Annotated in this window: 20 protein-coding genes; 13 read left to right on the plus strand and 7 right to left on the minus strand. The window is 64.2% G+C overall.

Annotation, left to right across the window (positions count from 1 at the left end; all coding sequences use genetic code 11):
• Together Q0O95_RS09760 and Q0O95_RS09765 are read left to right on the plus strand one after the other, a co-directional pair.
• The coding region (locus Q0O95_RS09760; RefSeq protein ID WP_293697829.1) for a DUF3097 family protein at positions 1 to 279 on the plus strand (279 nt) is incomplete at its 5' end.
• A 49-nt stretch (positions 280 to 328) separates the two neighbouring features.
• Positions 329 to 1,507 (plus strand): acetyl-CoA C-acyltransferase, encoded by a 1,179-nt coding sequence (locus tag Q0O95_RS09765; RefSeq protein ID WP_293697831.1) that lies wholly within the window; start codon positions 329 to 331, stop codon positions 1,505 to 1,507.
• Positions 1,508 to 1,529: 22 nt separating this feature from the next.
• Here Q0O95_RS09765 and Q0O95_RS09770 read toward each other — a convergent pair whose 3' ends face one another.
• Positions 1,530 to 2,621, minus strand: coding sequence for a hypothetical protein (locus tag Q0O95_RS09770; RefSeq protein WP_293697833.1), 1,092 nt, complete (start codon positions 2,619 to 2,621; stop codon positions 1,530 to 1,532).
• Between the two features lie 26 nt (positions 2,622 to 2,647).
• The gene (locus Q0O95_RS09775) at positions 2,648 to 3,280 is read right to left on the minus strand and encodes a DNA-3-methyladenine glycosylase I (RefSeq protein WP_293697867.1); all 633 of its coding nucleotides are present in this window, start codon (positions 3,278 to 3,280) and stop codon (positions 2,648 to 2,650) included.
• Between the two features lie 47 nt (positions 3,281 to 3,327).
• Here Q0O95_RS09775 and Q0O95_RS09780 point away from each other — a divergent pair, with 47 nt between their 5' ends.
• The 6 genes from Q0O95_RS09780 to Q0O95_RS09805 all read left to right on the plus strand — a co-directional run bounded on the left by Q0O95_RS09780 (position 3,328) and on the right by Q0O95_RS09805 (position 7,123).
• Positions 3,328 to 4,017: an AzlC family ABC transporter permease gene (locus Q0O95_RS09780; protein ID WP_293697835.1), complete on the plus strand. Its 690-nt coding sequence runs from the start codon at positions 3,328 to 3,330 to the stop codon at positions 4,015 to 4,017.
• Positions 4,014 to 4,328, plus strand: coding sequence for an AzlD domain-containing protein (locus Q0O95_RS09785; RefSeq protein WP_293697837.1), 315 nt, complete (start codon positions 4,014 to 4,016; stop codon positions 4,326 to 4,328). The genes Q0O95_RS09780 and Q0O95_RS09785 overlap by 4 nt, the downstream gene beginning before the upstream one ends.
• A 116-nt stretch (positions 4,329 to 4,444) precedes the next feature.
• Complete coding sequence (locus tag Q0O95_RS09790; RefSeq protein WP_293697839.1) at positions 4,445 to 4,888, plus strand: FHA domain-containing protein; 444 nt, start codon at positions 4,445 to 4,447, stop codon at positions 4,886 to 4,888.
• The gene (locus tag Q0O95_RS09795; RefSeq protein ID WP_293697841.1) at positions 4,885 to 5,574 is read left to right on the plus strand and encodes a MerR family transcriptional regulator; all 690 of its coding nucleotides are present in this window, start codon (positions 4,885 to 4,887) and stop codon (positions 5,572 to 5,574) included. Before Q0O95_RS09790 ends, Q0O95_RS09795 begins: the two co-directional genes overlap by 4 nt.
• Complete coding sequence (locus tag Q0O95_RS09800; RefSeq protein WP_293697843.1) at positions 5,574 to 6,362, plus strand: sulfite exporter TauE/SafE family protein; 789 nt, start codon at positions 5,574 to 5,576, stop codon at positions 6,360 to 6,362. Before Q0O95_RS09795 ends, Q0O95_RS09800 begins: the two co-directional genes overlap by 1 nt.
• Entirely contained in the window at positions 6,347 to 7,123 is a 777-nt protein-coding gene (locus tag Q0O95_RS09805) for an EI24 domain-containing protein (RefSeq protein WP_293697845.1), read from the plus strand. The genes Q0O95_RS09800 and Q0O95_RS09805 overlap by 16 nt, the downstream gene beginning before the upstream one ends.
• Before the next feature lie 3 nt (positions 7,124 to 7,126).
• On the opposite strand, the gene Q0O95_RS09810 is transcribed toward Q0O95_RS09805, so the two are convergent.
• Positions 7,127 to 7,666, minus strand: coding sequence for a phosphohydrolase (locus Q0O95_RS09810; RefSeq protein ID WP_293697847.1), 540 nt, complete (start codon positions 7,664 to 7,666; stop codon positions 7,127 to 7,129).
• A gap of 25 nt (positions 7,667 to 7,691) precedes the next feature.
• On the opposite strand from Q0O95_RS09810, the gene Q0O95_RS09815 reads away from it, so the two are divergent.
• A complete protein-coding gene (locus Q0O95_RS09815; protein WP_293697849.1) occupies positions 7,692 to 8,174 on the plus strand; it encodes a hypothetical protein in 483 nt (160 codons plus the stop codon).
• Entirely contained in the window at positions 8,171 to 9,346 is a 1,176-nt protein-coding gene (locus Q0O95_RS09820) for an aminoglycoside phosphotransferase family protein (RefSeq protein WP_293697851.1), read from the plus strand. Before Q0O95_RS09815 ends, Q0O95_RS09820 begins: the two co-directional genes overlap by 4 nt.
• 8 nt (positions 9,347 to 9,354) lie before the next feature.
• Here the strand turns inward: Q0O95_RS09820 and Q0O95_RS09825 are convergent, their stop codons facing one another.
• Positions 9,355 to 10,407, minus strand: coding sequence for an App1 family protein (locus Q0O95_RS09825; RefSeq protein ID WP_293697853.1), 1,053 nt, complete (start codon positions 10,405 to 10,407; stop codon positions 9,355 to 9,357).
• Between the two features lie 181 nt (positions 10,408 to 10,588).
• Between Q0O95_RS09825 and Q0O95_RS09830 the strand changes: the two genes are divergently transcribed.
• Positions 10,589 to 11,209, plus strand: a complete 621-nt coding sequence (locus Q0O95_RS09830; RefSeq protein ID WP_293697855.1) for a TetR/AcrR family transcriptional regulator — start codon at positions 10,589 to 10,591, stop codon at positions 11,207 to 11,209.
• A 26-nt stretch (positions 11,210 to 11,235) separates the two neighbouring features.
• Here Q0O95_RS09830 and Q0O95_RS09835 read toward each other — a convergent pair whose 3' ends face one another.
• Together Q0O95_RS09835 and Q0O95_RS09840 are read right to left on the minus strand one after the other, a co-directional pair.
• The gene (locus Q0O95_RS09835) at positions 11,236 to 11,868 is read right to left on the minus strand and encodes a DedA family protein (protein ID WP_293697857.1); all 633 of its coding nucleotides are present in this window, start codon (positions 11,866 to 11,868) and stop codon (positions 11,236 to 11,238) included.
• A 5-nt stretch (positions 11,869 to 11,873) separates the two neighbouring features.
• The gene (locus tag Q0O95_RS09840; protein ID WP_293697859.1) at positions 11,874 to 12,581 is read right to left on the minus strand and encodes an aminotransferase class IV; all 708 of its coding nucleotides are present in this window, start codon (positions 12,579 to 12,581) and stop codon (positions 11,874 to 11,876) included.
• 28 nt (positions 12,582 to 12,609) lie between these two features.
• Between Q0O95_RS09840 and Q0O95_RS09845 the strand changes: the two genes are divergently transcribed.
• Positions 12,610 to 13,845, plus strand: a complete 1,236-nt coding sequence (locus Q0O95_RS09845; RefSeq protein ID WP_293697861.1) for an anthranilate synthase component I family protein — start codon at positions 12,610 to 12,612, stop codon at positions 13,843 to 13,845.
• Between the two features lie 27 nt (positions 13,846 to 13,872).
• Here the strand turns inward: Q0O95_RS09845 and Q0O95_RS09850 are convergent, their stop codons facing one another.
• The gene (locus Q0O95_RS09850; RefSeq protein ID WP_293697863.1) at positions 13,873 to 14,355 is read right to left on the minus strand and encodes an SRPBCC domain-containing protein; all 483 of its coding nucleotides are present in this window, start codon (positions 14,353 to 14,355) and stop codon (positions 13,873 to 13,875) included.
• 76 nt (positions 14,356 to 14,431) lie between these two features.
• Between Q0O95_RS09850 and leuS the strand changes: the two genes are divergently transcribed.
• Positions 14,432 to 16,368 (plus strand): leucine--tRNA ligase (gene leuS, locus Q0O95_RS09855; protein WP_293697865.1); only part of this gene is annotated, 1,937 nt, incomplete at its 3' end.

Consider the following 16,368-nt stretch of genomic DNA (forward strand, 5'->3'; position numbering starts at 1 on the left):
GGGAACGTGCTCGTCGTCGGGCATCCCTACATCGACATCTGGCAGGCCATCAAGCCGATGCGCTTGGGCATCGGTGCCTGGCCGGATGTTCCGAGAGGCGAGGATTTCAAGAAGGGCACACTGGCACGGCTCGGACTCCCGCACCGCGAACAAGAGCACATCGCGAAAGCGTGGCGCGGCATGCTGCGGCGCGTCCGAGACTGGAACGATCTCGAGCCGGAGCTGTTGGGTCGAGTCGAGGAACTGATCGACTTCGTGACGACCGGCCGGAGCGGATAGTCGACTGCCGCGACGGTAGACTGAAAGAAGTCGTTCGCAAAGGAGCATCATGACCGAGACCCTCATCGCCGGATTCGCGCGCACACCCTTCGCCAAGTTCCTCGGGCAGCTGGCCAGAGTGCCCGCGACGCAGCTCGGCGGTCACGCAGCAAAGGCCGCGCTGGAAAAAGCGGGAGTCGACGTGAACGACGTGCAGCAGGTCGTCGTCGGGCAGGTACTGCAGGGCGGAGCGGGTCAGAACCCGGCCAGACAGAGCGCTGTCGCCGCCGGTATCGGCATGGATGTTCCTTCGCTCGCGGTCAACGGCGTGTGTCTCTCCGGCAGCGAAGCCGTCGTCGCCGCGCACCGTCTGATCCAGCTGGGCGAAGCGGATGTCGTCGTTGCGATCGGTCAGGAGTCGATGACGCTCGCACCGCATGCCGCGAGCATCCGTGCAGGAGCAAAGTTCGGCGATGCAGCAATGGTCGACACCATGCAGCACGACGGGCTGACGGACGCATTCGAGCGTCGTGCAATGGGTGCGAGCACGGAGTCCTTCAACGCGAGCCACGATCTGACTCGCGAAGAGCAGGACGAATTCGCCGCCAGCAGTTTCCAGCGCTTCGAGAAGGCGCAGGCTGCAGGCGCGTTCGATGACGAGATAGCGCCGATCGAAGTGGGTCGCGGCAAGCGAGCGACGACGGTCGGCTCCGATGACGGAGGCCGTAACGGTGTCACCGCCGAGTCGCTCGGTTCGCTGCGTCCCGCGTTCGACCCCGAAGGTACGATAACCGCCGGAAACGCGTCGCAGATCACCGATGGAGCAGCGGCGCTCGTGCTCGTCTCGGATCGATTCGCGGCCGAGCACGGGCTGCACCCGCTCGCGCGCATCCTGTCGACCTCACTCGTCGCCGGGCCGGATGTATCCCTCCACGAACAGCCTTCCAACGCGATCAAATCCGCGTTGGATCGCGCTGGAAAGACCGCCGAGGATCTTGGCGCGGTCGAGATCAATGAAGCATTCGCCGCCGTAGGCATCGTTTCGACGAAGGCGCTCGGCATCGACGCGGGAATCGTGAACGCAAACGGCGGCGCGATCGCAATGGGGCATCCCATCGGCGCTTCGGGCGCACGCATCGTCGGTCACCTCGCCAGACGCCTTGCGCAATTGGGAGCCGGCTCGGTCGGCGCAACGGGCATCTGCGGTGGCGGCGGTCAAGGAACCGCGCTCGTACTCGAAGCCGTGTAGAGGGTCGCAGTGCTCCGGGCGATTACCAGATGCCGCCCGGGCGTCGGCGCACACGCCACTCGATCGGCAGCCACGCCCTCATGAAGAGCCGGTAACGACGCTCGTCCAGCACGAGCAACTGGGCCGTCACGTGATCGACGAGCGGGCCGAAGCGCTTCTTCGTCTGCGTTATGGCGTGCAGGGGGTGCTCCTCGTTGTCGATCTCGCTCTCAGGCGTCGCGCCGAAGGCGTCGTACACGCTCGCTCCGGTGTTCTCCTTCGCCCACTGCATTGCGCGCCAGCGCATCATGTGGTGGCCGCCGCGAATGGCGCGATCGGGGCGTGAACCGCCGTCTTTCGCAACGAGATACTTCCCGAAGCTGATCATGAAGCTGATGGCCTGCGGGCCCTCTTCGCCGTCATACCCGAACCACCACAGGGCCTGGCCCGAACGATGGAATTCGCTCCAGTACTGCCGATACGCTTCGTATTCGCGGTATCGATCCGAGCCCTTGCCCCCGGCAACGGTTTGCATGAGCCCCCACATCGCCTCGTAGGTCTCTTCCGTGGGTTCCGTCACCTGCTCGACGACGTAACCGTTCTTCGTTGCGCTGCGAATGTGGTTGCGGAGCCGTTTGTGGAACGAGGAGAAGAGTTCGTCCTCGCTCTTGTCCATGTCGACGAGCACCGTGTACGTGTTGAGCATCCTCGGCAGCTCCGGTACGTAACCGGCGCCAGCAAGGATCGCACGGTGATCCTCCGTGTCGGTTATGAACGGCTGGATCAGCACCGCGATGAGCCGCCCCGCGATTACCGGGCCGTCGCGCTTGATGGCCGCGGTAACGCCCGGGATGTCCTCTGGTTCGCATCCAGGGCCCTGCAGCAGGTTCCACTGGACGCCCAGCGGGCTCCTGTGCTCCAGCACGAGCGAGTACACGGGGTACGGGCCCTCGAACACGAGGTAGCGAATACCGAGCCCATCCCACTGCTTATAACGGGCGTACGCGAGCGTCTGCGTCCAGAGTCCGCCATCGCGGTTCGTCAGTACGAGATCGTCCCAACCGGCGATCTCTCCCGGGGTCGCCTCTCGGACCCGCCACTCGTGCGTCATTCCCGGCCGCTCCTTAAAGGTCATTCACGTTACCTGCGAGTGTAATGACGCTACCCACCGGGAAGAGCGAGGCGCGCAGGCGACCCGTGTCGTGCGCTCCCGTCTTCGTTCCACAGCCCAGAGCAGCCACGTCGATGGCTATCAACGGGATGCGTGTCCACCAGCCCGATGGCCTCCATGAGGGCGAACATCGTTGTCGGCCCAACGTGCTTGAAGCCAAGCGACTTCAAGTGCTTCGCGAGTGCCACAGACTCGGGAGAGACCGTCGGCGCCTCCTGGGCATCGGTCGGAACGGGCGTGCTGCTCGGGATATACGACCATACGAGCGCTGCCAACCCGCCTTCCGACCGGAGAGCGGCGGTTGCTCGTGCGTTCGCGACCGTCGCCCTGATCTTCCTGTCGTTGCGGACGATACCGGCGTCCTGCATCGCCGCGGATATCTCCGGCTCGCCCCATACGGCTATGGCGTCCGGATCGAATCCCTGAAACCGCGTGCGAAACGCATCACGCTTCGCCAGGATCGTCGCCCACGACAGTCCCGATTGGAATGCTTCGAGGCTTATCCGTTCGAATACGCCACGTTCGTCCGTGACGGGAACACCCCACTCGTTGTCGTAGTACTCCCGAAGCAGGGGAGAAGCGTTCGCCCACGCCGGTCGGCTGAGTCCGTCGTCGAAATGCACTGCGTTCACGGCACTATTCTCGCACTGAACGCTCGTAGACTGAGCGGATGAATGCGTCTGTCGGAGCGTGGCGAAAAGGGCTGTCGGTGGCCATTGCCACGAGCCTCTACGGAGTCTCGTTCGGGGCGCTCTCGGTTGCCAGCGGGCTGTCCATTCTCGAGACGATGCTCCTGTCGGCCCTCATGTTCTCCGGCGGTTCGCAGTTCGCGCTCGTCGGTGTCGTTGCGGCCGGCGGCACGCCCGCGGCGGCGATCGCGACAGCCGGCGTGCTCGGCATACGCAACACGATCTACGCGATCTCGCTGCGGCGCCTCATTCCGCCGACGAAGCTGACGGTCGTGCCCGCCGCCTGGGTGACGATCGATGAGTCCACGGCTGTTTCGCTGGCGGGAAAGAGCGAACGTGAGAGCCGCATAGGATTCTGGGTCACGGGAGTCGGCATCTTCATAGGCTGGAATCTCTGCACGCTGATCGGTGCGATCGTCGGTGACATTCTTGGCGACGTCCGGGCGTACGGCCTCGATGCGGCGGCCGCTGCCGCCTTCCTTGCGCTGCTGTGGCCGCGGCTGCGGCATCGTCAGGCCGTCGCCGTCGGGATCGCGTCCGCAGTGCTCGCGGCCGTTGCCGTCCCTGTGCTGCCGGCGGGAATCCCCGTGCTCGCTGCCGTCGGCGTCGCCGTGGTCGTCGCTCTGACGAACTGGTTCGGTCGCGAACGCGCGGAAGGAGCTCGTGCATGACACTGCTGCACACGGTTCTGCTGGCGAGCATCGTCGTCTCGGGGTTGAAACTGCTCGGTTACGCGGTTCCGTCTCGCTGGTTCGTCGGCCCTAAACGAGAGCGATTGCTGGAGCTCTCCACGATCAGTCTGCTCGCGGCGCTCACGACGGTGCAGGCCTTTGGATCAGGACAGTCGCTCGAACTGGACGCTCGCGCTCCCGCCCTCGGCGTCGCGGCGCTGCTACTGGTGGTCAGAGCGCCATTCATCGTTGTCGTTTTCGTCGCAGCGGTCGTTGCGGCCGTGCTCAGACGCACAGGAATCATGGGGTAACGGTCCGTATGCTGGTGGAATCCCAACGACGGAACCTCACGTTGAGGTTAAGCGTGCGAGTTTCAGTCCTTTCGCGTAGGCTGTTCTTTCAGCATCGCCCAGTAGGAGAGACGTTCATGGCAGACAACACCCGGAACGGTCCGGAGACCACGCAGTCCTACAAGGACGACTACCGGGCGCAGCTATCGGCGATGATCTCGGGCGCGAGCCCGGAAGAGCTCGAGGCCGTCGCAGCACTGCCCAGCGGGTCGGCGCTTCTGATCGTCCGTCGCGGACCTAATGCCGGCGCTCGCTTCCTGCTCGACCGTGACGCCACGGTCGCGGGGCGGCACCCGGATGCAGAGATCTTCCTCGACGATGTCACCGTGAGTCGCAAGCACGCCGAGTTCTTGCGATCGGGGACGGTGTTCGAGGTACGCGATCTCGGCTCCCTGAACGGCACCTATTTCGGTGGCGAACGAATCGAACGGAAGCGTCTCGTAGACGGTGCTGAAGTTCAGGTCGGTAAGTACCGCTTGACTTTCTACGCATCACGAGCGGACGCGGTGCCTGACCAGTGAGCGCGCAGCCGGCTCGGGCGTCTTCCGGCCTGCTGTCCATCGGGCAGGTGCTCCAGCGCCTCAGTAGCGAGTTTCAAGATCTCTCGCCCTCGAAGCTCCGGTTTCTCGAGGACCAGGGGCTCGTAACCCCCGAGCGAACGCCGAGCGGCTACAGGAAGTTTTCGACAGAGCACGTCGATCGCATCCGCACGATTCTCACGCTGCAGCGCGACCACTATCTGCCGCTGAAAGTGATTCGCACCTACCTCGAAGACATCGACGCCGGGCGACGCCCGCAGCTGCCCGGCACGAATATCGATGTTCAGGGCCAGAGCATTCTCTCCTCCGAACGCCGCCTCAGCAGGTCCGAGCTGATGGATGAGACCGGAGCAACGCGCCAGCTGGTGCTCGACGCACAGCATGCGGGGGTCATCCCATCCGCTGAGCCCTTCAGCGAATCGGCGGTTGTCGTGACCGGGGCACTCGTCGAGCTCTCGCGCTTCGGTATCGAGCCACGACACCTGCGTGGGATGCGCGGTGTTGCTGAGCGGGAAGCTGCGCTCATAGAGCAGGCAGTGAAGCCGCTTCGTGGCAAGCGCGACACGTCCGCAAAGGCGCGCGCGGCTGAAGCCGCAACAGAGATGGCTTCGCAGATGCAGGTGATTCGCGACGCCCTGTCGAAATCCGCGCTGAGCCAGCTGATCTAGTGGCGGCAGCAGAAGCCGCACGCTGGTCCGTGTGGCGGATGATCTGCCTCGGCCTGTTCACGGGCATCTTCTCGGGGCTCTTCGGTGTCGGCGGCGGCATCATTCTCGTCCCGGCGCTGCTCGTCGTCCTGGGGATGGAACGCCGACAGGCGGCCGGAACCTCCCTTACCGCTATTGTGCCGATGGCCGCTGTGGGAGTCATCTCCTACGGCGTCGCCGGGCAGGTCGATCTCCTCGCAGCGCTCCTCATCGCAGCGGGCGCCGTCATAGGAGCCCAGATCGGCGCACTGCTGCTCGCGAAGCTTCCCGTGCCGGTGATCCGCTGGGTCTTCATCGCCTTCCTGGGATTCGTTGCCGTCGATCTCCTCGTGAGTGTTCCCAGTCGCGAGTCCGCTCTGGAGATCGGGTGGTGGTCCGCTGCCGGGCTCGCTGCGCTGGGGCTCGTCACGGGCATCCTCTCGAGCATCCTCGGTGTCGGAGGGGGCGCCGTCGTTGTTCCAGCGCTCATGCTCTTCTTCGGTTCGAGCGACCTCGTCGCGAAGGGCACGTCGCTGGCGATGATGATTCCGACCGCACTGTCAGGCACGATCGCGAATCTGCGTCGCGGCAACGTCGATCTGCGTGCAGGTCTCGTCATCGGGTTTACCGCAAGCCTCACAACCGTGCTGGGAACACTCATCGCGCAGTGGATATCCCCGCTAGCCGGCAACATACTCTTCGCCTGTTTCATCCTCGTCATCCTCGTCCGAATGCTGCTGGAGGAGATCAGAGGGTGGCGACGCAAATGAAGACGGTGCGCGAATTCTTCACCGGCGTCGGCTTCGTGTTTCGCGGCTTCAGGTTCTGGGCACAGCACCCCGGGCTCGCGGCGATAGGGGCGATTCCGCCGCTTATCGTCGGTGCCGTGATCATGACGCTCATGATCCTGTTGATCGCCAACGTCGGCACGTTCGTCGCGTGGGCGACACCCTTCGCGGACGGCTGGGACACGCTGTGGCGGGATCTCATGCGCTTCACAGCGGCCGCGCTCCTTGCGGTCGGCACCGGTGTCCTGTTCGTCCTGACGTTCTCAGCCGTATCGCTCGCAGTCGGAACCCCCGTGTACGATCGCATTTCGAAGGCGGTCGACGAAGAACTCGGCGCACCCGAGCAGCGGCGGCAGCTCGGTTTCTGGGCGTCGGTCGGCAAATCACTCACCGACGCGCTGATTCTCGTACTCGTCGCGGTACTGGTTGCCCTGCTGGTGTTCGCCGTCGGGCTGATACCGGGTATCGGCTCCTTCTTCGGCTTTCTGCTCGGTGTGATTCTCGGCGGCAGAGCACTCGCTGTCGATATGACCGGGACACCTATGGACGCACGCGGCTTGACGCTCGGCGAACGCCGGGCGCGACTGCGCACTAATTGGCCGAGGACGATGGGCTTCGGCATCGCCTGCTACCTGTTGTTCATGATTCCCCTCGTCGCGGTGTTCGCGATGCCGGCGGCGACGGCCGGTGCGACCCTCCTCACGCGATCCCTGTTCGATGAGCGACTGGACCGGGCAGGCTAGGGTTCACTGCTTCCTGACGGAGCTGCTGTCGCCCATCCCGCCGGGCACGGTCGAGACATCCCGGCGCCGCACGAGTGAATCGAGCTCAGGAGAGCGCTTCCGGATCGCATGGAGCGTTGTTCCCAGTAGCTCGGCGGTGTCGCGATACTTGGACATCATCTGATCCCGTGTTTCCGGGTCCATGCGACTCGTGCGCCACTTCTGGGAGTTGTCGCGAATATCCGCGATCTTCACGCGCAGGGCGAGGGAGTTCGATCGGATGCGGGATACCTGTTCGCTCAGTGTCTCTCCTTCGCGATCGGTCATCGCGTCGATCGCTCCCATCACGCGAGATGAGAAACCGGCGGCGCGCAGCTCGCTCCAGGTCAGAGACCCCCACTCGAGCGTGTCGTGCAGCAGCGCCACGATCTTTGCATCATCGCCTTCGACATCGTGCATAACTCGGATCGCGTGCGCCACGTAGGGGTCGCCCTGTCTGTCCGTTTCGCCGTCGAACGCGCGTGCTGCGATAAGAATCGCGCGGGAAAGTGCAGGGTTCTCCACGGTGAAAGCCTATAGGCTGGCGCGTATGGCACGCGTCGCTGATCCCGCTGAACTCGCCCGAATTCTGCCCGGCGTCTGGAACATCCGCGCGTCGTCCGGCGGCTACTGGAAGAACGGGACGCGGGAAGACCCCCGGGTTCGCATTGAAATCACGCAGAAGAGTCCTCTGCAGCTTCGTGAGTTCTACGAGTACTTTCGTCGAGACAAAGGCGACCGCGAGTTCGAGGCCGTTGCCGAGTGGAAGGGCAGTCACTTCAGTTGGCGTATGGACGAACATCCCGAGGCGCAATCCGCTTTCGTCGTCAGCGATACCCCTGCGACTCCGGATGTTATTGCACTGCACATCTCGAACAGTGCAGAGACCGAGAGCTCGGTGACGATCTTCTCCCGCGCCCATCTCGCCGTCGAAGAGGTGCGGGCATTGATTTCGCGGGATACCTACAGTTTCGAACTCACGGCCGACGAATTCTGGCAGTTGTCGTGGCTTTCAGGTTCTAGCGACTCATGATCCCGGAGGCAGGGGGCCTCCTGCAGCGTTTCGCTTCCATGCGCGATGCGGAGGTATTCGAGTTCCACCAGCACGATATCGAGCCGACGGGCGACGGCTTCATCATCGGATTCGGCGTGACACTGGGCGTACAGGGCGCGTTCGAGAAGACCCACATCTACATCAACACGTCTTCCGACGCGGCCGTCGACGATCAATCCGTTCGCCTGCAGCGGCCGGGCGGCACCGACACGATCGTCTGGGAGTATCCCGCTGATCCCTCGCTTCCCGCTCTCACGGCTATGTCGTTTCCGGAAGCGGCAGGACAGACGCTTGCGAAATTCGGTATCGAGGCAAAGGGGGCGACGCTGACGCTGGAAGCGTACCGACCGGGCAAGCGAGCGGTTTTCCGAATCGATACGGACGGCGGCCGATTCTTCGCGAAGCTCGTGCATCCGAAACTGGCCGCATCCATCGACGCGCGTCACCACGCGTTCCTGGCAGCGGGCATGACCGTTCCCGTCAGTCTCGGCTACTCCGATTCCGGCTTGTTGTTGCTCGATCGGCTGCCCGGTGAGAGCGCGGTAGCGCACGTTCGTTCCATAGGCGGAGATCCCCGCTTCCTGCAGTCGCTCGATGCGCTTGCGGCACGTATCGCGGCGGTTCCCGTGCAGGAGCGTGCACGCGCGTCCCTGGCAGCGCGAGTGGGCTGGTACGGGGCGCGGATGCGCGAACAAGCGCCCATGTTCGCTGCCGCTGCGGATGCCCTGATTCCCGTCATCGAGGCGCAGTACAGAGCCTCGCCCCCCGCGTCGGCGGTGACGATCCACGGCGACATGCATCTTGGGCAGATCTTCGTCGACCCGGCAGAACCCTGGCGCATAACGGGCGTCCTGGATATCGACACGGCAGGTCTGGGGGAGCAGGCGGACGACGGGGGAGCGCTGTACGGCCACGTGTGCGTTTCGGCGGCAGAAGCGCGGGCGGCCGGCGACGAAGCCAGCGGAGCTTCATTCACCGCGCTCGCCGCCGCGATACGACAGCGGTTCCTCGCGCCCCGTGTGCGGGCGATCGCGGCGACGCACCTGTTGGGGCACGCGCTCGCTTCCGGATCTCGCGCGACCGAGCGCGGTCAGCAGGTCGCGAGCTGGCTGCTCGCCGATGCCAGGTCGCTCACGAGCATGACCGGCTGAAGCAGTCGCTACCGCTCTCCGCCGCTGAGATCTAGGCCGGGGAGCGATTCGAGTTGCCGCGAGAGGCCACGGCCGTTGGGAGCCCAGAACCACGGGATGCTGTTCTCGTGGCTGACGGCCTTTCTTCCTCCGGCCAGGACCGCCTCCTGCGGAGACAATCGACGGATCGCGATGGCTTCCACCCGATCGGGGTGATCGCTTGCGAAGTCTTCGTAGATCTGCTCATCGTGCTGCCCGTCGTCACCGATGAGAATCCATCGGATATGCGGGAACTCTCGAGCCAGGCGGTAGAGGTTCTCCACCTTGTGCGCCTGCCCGGATCGGAAGAAACGGTCGTGCGTCGGACCCCAATCGGTCAGCAGCATTGGGCCGGAAGGGTAGAGGTTCCTGCCGAGGAAACGGGTCAGCGTCGGCGCGATGTTCCAAGCGCCGGTCGACAGGTAGATGAAAGGTGCCTCCGGTCGGGCATTCTTGATGCGCTCGTACAGCACGGCCATCCCGGGAACGGGCCGCCGCGCGTGCTCGTCGAGAACAAAGGCGTTCCAGGCCGCCACCATCGGCCTCGGCAGTAACGTCACCATCACGGTGTCGTCGACATCGGAGATGACACCCGTCTTGCACTCGGGGTCGACGACGAACACCTGAGCGGTGACCGCCTCCGAGCCCGCGACTCGCAGTTGGAGCGTGTTCCAGCCTGCCGGGAGGGAGAACGGTACGACGGCATCCACGACGCCGCCCCTGTCGGCGGTGACGGTGTGCGATTCACCGTTGTGCGTGACGGTCACATCGACGTGGTTGAGCGGTATCGACGTGAAGCTCCTCCAGCCTCGAACGTTCTCGTAGAGGACGTCCTGCTCCTGACCGGGCTTCACGAGCAGAATGCGACAGAGGACGCGCACCCAGCCGTCGCCCCCGTATCCCGGATAGGAGATGATGGCCGGGACTCGACCGGAACGGAGTGCCCGTGCCTCCCGAAACTCCTGCACCCAGTTCTCCACCCGCGCGGCGCGATGCAGCAACGGCTTGGGCAGGTAGTCAAGGGGAGTTGTGTGTTCTTGCATGGTGTGTGCTGTTGATGTGATGGATCCAGCGTAGGGCACGTCGGCTGTGAGTCGCACGGACATTCCACGGCACCGGAAACTTGAACTGTTGTCCGAGTAATGTCTCAAGTTGAGGCGCTACACTTTCCCAGTTGCCCGTTCACAGACGTGCGGGAAACATGAGGGAGGGAAGCAAAGCCCTATGGCAAATGAAATCGATACCCAGGGATCGTTTAGGCATCAGCCCATTCAGGCACGCGCTGCGAATCGCATCGAGTCACTGCTTGACGCAGCCGCCGTGAAGATTGACGAGAGCGGCTACGAGACGCTCACAACCCAGTCCGTCGCAGACGGCGCTGGCGCGTCGATCGGCACCGTGTACAGGTACTTTCCGGACCGTCTTTCGGTCATCAGAAGTCTCGCAGAGCGAAACGTTGCGAAACTTCTCGTGGAACTCGATAAAGTATTCGCTGAGCAACGGGAGAGCTGGCGCGACTACCTTGCGAGTGCACAGGATGTTCTCGCGGCGCTGTACGCGGAAGAACCGGGATTCCGTCAGGTAAGGACGGGCGATCACGTCGAATACGGTGAGCATGTCGAGAAGTTCGGACTTCCCGACCAGCTCGCGGACCGGCTGTGGAACCGCTACGTCGAGCAGTTCGGTGTCCGGGACACTGTGGGAAACCGCGAGGCCGTGCGCCTCGGCGTACGCATTCTCGTCTCTTTGACGGACATGTCGTTCGCGATGTCGAAGCAGGGCGAACCAGACCTGCTCCGAGCCGCTCTGCGGCACGCGGAACAGGAAGTCGAACCGATCTTCTAAAGCACGTGCGCTTGCAGCGTCGCCGATCAGTGACGCTGCAAGCGACCGAGAACCTGCTTGGTCGCCCACATCAGCACCATGAAGACGATGATGATGGCGACGAAGATGAAGCCGGCGCCCTGCACCGTACTGCTCAGTTCGCGGAAGGTACCGCCCGCAGCCCACCCGGCGCTCGCGTAGAGCGTCGCCCAGACGAGGCATGCGGGCAGTGTCCACGCGATGAACCGTCGGTACGCATAGCCGCTCGCCCCGACGGCGAGCGGAACGAGCGAGTGCGCGACCGGAAGGAAGCGCGACAGGAAGATGAAGGGTCCTCCCTGTCGCTGCACGCGGCGTTCCATGGCCATCCATCGCCGAAACCATAGGGGTTTGCGAAGGAGAAGCCGGAGTATTCGGGGGCGAAAGAAGCGTCCGAGCGCGTAACCGAACGACTCGCCGGCGAGTGCTCCGACAACACAGGCGACGATGAGCGCCAACCACTGGGCCCATGTCTCCGTTCCCGTGGCCGCGACGAGCACGACAGTGTCACCGGGAACGATCAGGCCGATGAGCACGGAGGTCTCGAGCGCGATCGCGATGAACGCGATGAGGATTCGCTGCCAATCCGGCAGCTCGGTGACGAACTCGAGGAGCGTCGTGATCCAGTCGTCGATCGGCATCGCGCTCAGCGTACTCCGTCGCGCTCTCGAAGAGCTATGAGCCGTGCTTGCCACAGATCGCGTCGCTCCGGCGGTGCGACAGAAGGCCCATCGACCCACTGCTCGACACCGCGTATGCCGTGCAGAGCGCTCATGACCCAGACTTCGCTGCCTTCGAGATCCTGCGGAGCCGCCAGCGATGGAACAAGCTCGGTTCCCAGTGACGTGGCGAGCGTCCGCACGACACGCCACGTCACCGAGTCGACCCTGGGCAAAGCATCGTCGGGGTAGAAGAGCCGATCCCCTCGCCACCAGGCGATCGACGCGTGCGCGGCCTCGCTCACGACCCCGTCATCCAGGACGACCGCTTCATTGGCGCCGTGCTCGGCGGCGATCATGCGCAGACCCGCGAGCTCAGGAAGGTCAGGGCCCTTGACCGTGGGATGCTCCCTAGGGTCGACAGGAGCCGTCCAGAGCACGGCGCCGGGCAACCGTTCCGGTGCAGGACGGATATCGTGCGTAAAGCCGCCGGTGGCCGTGAACTCGATGCGCGGAAAGAAGTCACCGTCCGCGGGCGTTGCGGAACGTGCCGCAGCTATCGCCGCTGCCGCCTCGGCGGCATCGCCTCCTGTACGCTCGACGCTGCGTGCGAATCGATCGACATGGGCGGGAAATGCCAGCACCTGCCCCGCGACACTGAGCCAGGAATCAACTACGGCGACCGAGGAATCCATGAGAACGAGCCTATGGCAGGATCAAAGCGTGCACGTACGCCCACTGCTCGCTCCTGAGCTCAACGCCGGCTGGTTCGTCGACGTCGAACTCGACCCCCTGACCGCGTTTCAGCATCTCGAGGCAGCGTACGAAGACGTCGTGTGGCTGGAAGACGCCGTTGAGCGACGCCATGTCATCGCGGCAGGCGGCACGCGGCGCAGGGCAACGTCCTTCGATGAGATGCTCTTCGACGAGTGGCCGAGTTTCGGCTGGATCGATTTCGAAGTCGGCTTGCGTGAGCTGGGACTGCAAAGCGAGTCGGGGGAGTCTCGGTGGCTGCAGCCGGATCGATGGATCGTCTTTCAGCACGGTCGTGCGCAACTGCAGTCGACAGGGGATCCGTGGGAGCTTCCAGCAGCACCACCGGTCTCGGAAGAGCCGCTCAGCGGACTGTCGATACCTCCTGTCGCGCTCGATGACGATACCGAATACGCGGCGCGGATCGGCGAGTGTCTGACATGGATTTCGGAAGGCGACTCGTATCTCGCCTGTCTGACAACGGCGTACGCGGCCGAAGGGGTAGACCCGGTCGCAACCTATCTCGCCCTGCGAACGTTGAGCCCATCGCACAGGGGCGGCTTCCTGCGCATCGACGGCAGGAGCATCGCCTCGATCAGCCCCGAGCGTTTCGTCGAGGTTCGCGACGGCAGGGTACGAACGAGACCCATCAAGGGCACTCGGCCGCGCGGGACGACCAGCGAGCAGGATGCAGCATATGCGGCGTCCCTCGTCTCGAGCGAGAAGGAGCGCGCCGAGAACGTCATGATCGTCGACCTGTGCCGCAACGATCTGCATCTTGTGAGCGAACCGGGAAGCGTCTCTGTGCCCGCACTCCTGCAGATCGAGACCTACTCGGCCGTGCACCAGCTGGTATCGACGGTGGAGGGGCGCGTCCGCGCCGGCCTCGGCACGGTCGACGTCATCCGCTCGCTGTTTCCCGCCGGCTCGATGGTGGGAACACCGAAGCGGCGCACGGCAGAGCTGCTGCAGCGGCTCGAAGGACGCCCTCGCGGCACGTACTCGGGATGCTTCGGCGTCGTCACGGCAGAGTTCGCGCAACTCTCGATGACCATCCGGGCACTCGTCGAAGAGGGCGGAACAGCAACGATCGGCGTCGGCGGTGGCATAACGGCGCTGTCTGACACGGAGGAAGAGGTCGCCGAAGCGCGGCTGAAAGCCGATGCGCTATTGCGTTCGCTGAAAGGGTCGCGCCAATCGGCTTGACTTCGAAACCGAGCGTGTGTCCTCTGACTACTCGGACTCGACGAACCTGACGAGTTCGTCCAGCTCAAGGGTCCAGCCCTGAGCAAGCGAACGCAACGACCTCAACACCGACTCGCCGTCGGCCTGCGGGAACGCGAATCCCGATTCCTCAAGATGAATCTGGGTGCCGAGGTCGTCCTCCCGTATCGAGAGCGTCACGGTCGTCGCCGCATTGGACATGAAACCTTCCGCCCAGGAGAACGTCACCCGCTGCTCCGGCACGATCTCGAGTACCTCGACCGCGAGCACGATCTCACCGGTCCAGGCGAACCGGCCCTTTCCCCCCGCCACGAAGCCGCTCGGGAAGGTCGCGATATCGCCCAGCCAGCGGGAGAAGCCCTCGGGAGTCGAGATCGCTGCCCACACGCGCTGCGGTTCGGCTCTTGCGGTGACGATCCGGGTGATCCTGCGAGACGGGACGTCTGCTGTTGCCGGCGGATTGACGAACTCATCATCTGCAGAAACCGTCATGACTTCGATTGTGCACCACAATCATCACGATGTGGGGCAGGTACGATAGGGAGGTTCGCTTTCTCATGGAGGATCAGTGGCTGAGGATCAGTACAGTTTCGAGCACATTCAGCAAAAGTGGCTGCCGAGGTGGGACGCCCTGCGTCCCTTCGCGACCGACGACGATTCGGACCCGCGGCCGCGCAAGTACGTGCTCGACATGTTCCCGTACCCGTCCGGCGACCTGCACATGGGGCACGCAGAATCGTACGCGTACGGCGACGTGCTCGCGCGGTACTGGCGGCACCGCGGATTCAACGTGCTGCACCCCATCGGCTGGGACTCGTTCGGCCTGCCCGCCGAGAACGCCGCGATCAGGAACAACGTCGACCCCAAGGCCTGGACGTACGCGAACATCGAGCAGCATAAGCGCTCGATGCGCCTGTACGCGACGGCGTTCGACTGGGACCGCATCCTGCATACGAGCGACCCCGATTACTATCGCTGGAATCAGTGGCTGTTTCTCGAACTCTATAAGCACGGGCTCGCGTACCGTAAGGCTTCGCCGGTCAACTGGTGCCCGCAGGACCAGACGGTGCTGGCGAACGAGCAGGTCGTCGACGGGGCTTGCGAGCGCTGCGGCGCGCAGGTGGTGAAGAAGAAGCTCACCCAGTGGTACTTCAAGATCACGGACTACGCCGACCGGCTGTTGGACGACCTCGAGCGTTTGAAGGGCACGTGGCCCGAGAAAGTTCGCAGGATGCAGGCGAACTGGATCGGCAGGTCGCGCGGTGCTGAGGTCGAGTTCAGAATCGAAGGTCACGAGACCGTTGTGCCCGTGTTCACGACACGCCCAGACACGCTCTACGGCGTCACGTTCATGGCGGTTGCTCCCGACAGCGACCTCGCAGCCGAGCTCGCCGAAGGCGCGGATGAGGAACACCGTGCGCAGTTCCAGAACTATCTGAAGAGCACACAGCAACTCAGCGAGATCGAGCGGCAGAGCACTGAACGCGAGAAGACCGGCGTGTTCCTGGGGCGCTACGCAGCGCATCCGCTGACGGGGGAGCGACTGCCCGTGTGGGCCGCCGACTACGTGCTCGCCGACTATGGTCACGGCGCCGTCATGGGCGTTCCGGCTCACGACCAGCGCGACCTGGACTTCGCTCGCGTCAAGGGCCTCGACGTGCGTATCGTCGTGCAGCCCGAGAGCGACGAGGAAGCCGAAGCGGTTGCCGAGGGCGACGCGTACACGGGGGACGGCACGGTCGTGAACTCCGGCCCGCTGGACGGTCTGGCGAAGGATGCCGCCATTGAGAAGGCGATGGAGGTGCTCGAGGAGCGCGGCACCGGCAAGGCCGCAACGACGTATCGACTGCGCGACTGGTTGATCTCGCGACAGCGTTACTGGGGCACGCCCATCCCGATTCTGCACCGCGCGGACGGCACGATGGAGCCCGTCGAGGCTTCGCAGCTGCCCGTCGTGCTGCCGGAGGCGCAGGGGCTGAACCTGACGCCCAAGGGGCAGAGCCCGCTGGGGGCTGCGGAGAACTGGGTCAACACGACCGCGTCCGATGGCAGTCCCGCGAAGCGCGATGCCGACACGATGGACACCTTCGTGGACTCCTCCTGGTACTTCCTGCGCTTCCTGCGCGGGGACGACGACTCGGTGCCGTTCGAGCCCGAGCAGGTGAAGAACTGGGCTCCCGTCGACATGTACATCGGCGGCGTGGAGCACGCGATTCTGCACCTGCTGTACGCGCGCTTCATCACGAAGGTGCTCTACGACCTGGGGTACGTGCACTTCGAAGAGCCCTTCGAAGCACTGCTCAATCAGGGCATGGTGATCCTCGACGGCGCAAAGATGTCGAAGTCCAAGGGCAATCTGGTAACTCTCTCCGAGGAGCTGACGGAGCACGGGGTTGACGCCGTCCGGCTGACCATGTGCTTCGCGGGACCTCCCGAGGACGACATCGACTGGAAGGATGTCTCGCCCGCCGGCAGCGGCCGCTTCCTGGCGCGGGCCTGGCGTCT

Origin of the sequence: uncultured Agrococcus sp., assembly GCF_945915485.1 — a bacterium.
GTDB lineage: Bacteria > Actinomycetota > Actinomycetes > Actinomycetales > Microbacteriaceae > Agrococcus.

Bases quoted from the DNA above. Each gene is read 5' to 3' on its own strand.
- Q0O95_RS09765 (WP_293697831.1), top strand. From the start codon at position 329: ATGACCGAGACCCTCATCGCCGGATTCGCGCGCACACCCTTCGCCAAG.
- Q0O95_RS09770 (WP_293697833.1), bottom strand. From the start codon at position 2,621: ATGACCTTTAAGGAGCGGCCGGGAATGACGCACGAGTGGCGGGTCCGA.
- Q0O95_RS09780 (WP_293697835.1), top strand. From the start codon at position 3,328: ATGAATGCGTCTGTCGGAGCGTGGCGAAAAGGGCTGTCGGTGGCCATT.
- Q0O95_RS09785 (WP_293697837.1), top strand. From the start codon at position 4,014: ATGACACTGCTGCACACGGTTCTGCTGGCGAGCATCGTCGTCTCGGGG.
- Q0O95_RS09790 (WP_293697839.1), top strand. From the start codon at position 4,445: ATGGCAGACAACACCCGGAACGGTCCGGAGACCACGCAGTCCTACAAG.
- Q0O95_RS09815 (WP_293697849.1), top strand. From the start codon at position 7,692: ATGGCACGCGTCGCTGATCCCGCTGAACTCGCCCGAATTCTGCCCGGC.
- Q0O95_RS09820 (WP_293697851.1), top strand. From the start codon at position 8,171: ATGATCCCGGAGGCAGGGGGCCTCCTGCAGCGTTTCGCTTCCATGCGC.
- Q0O95_RS09825 (WP_293697853.1), bottom strand. From the start codon at position 10,407: ATGCAAGAACACACAACTCCCCTTGACTACCTGCCCAAGCCGTTGCTG.
- Q0O95_RS09830 (WP_293697855.1), top strand. From the start codon at position 10,589: ATGGCAAATGAAATCGATACCCAGGGATCGTTTAGGCATCAGCCCATT.
- Q0O95_RS09835 (WP_293697857.1), bottom strand. From the start codon at position 11,868: ATGCCGATCGACGACTGGATCACGACGCTCCTCGAGTTCGTCACCGAG.
- Q0O95_RS09840 (WP_293697859.1), bottom strand. From the start codon at position 12,581: ATGGATTCCTCGGTCGCCGTAGTTGATTCCTGGCTCAGTGTCGCGGGG.
- Q0O95_RS09850 (WP_293697863.1), bottom strand. From the start codon at position 14,355: ATGACGGTTTCTGCAGATGATGAGTTCGTCAATCCGCCGGCAACAGCA.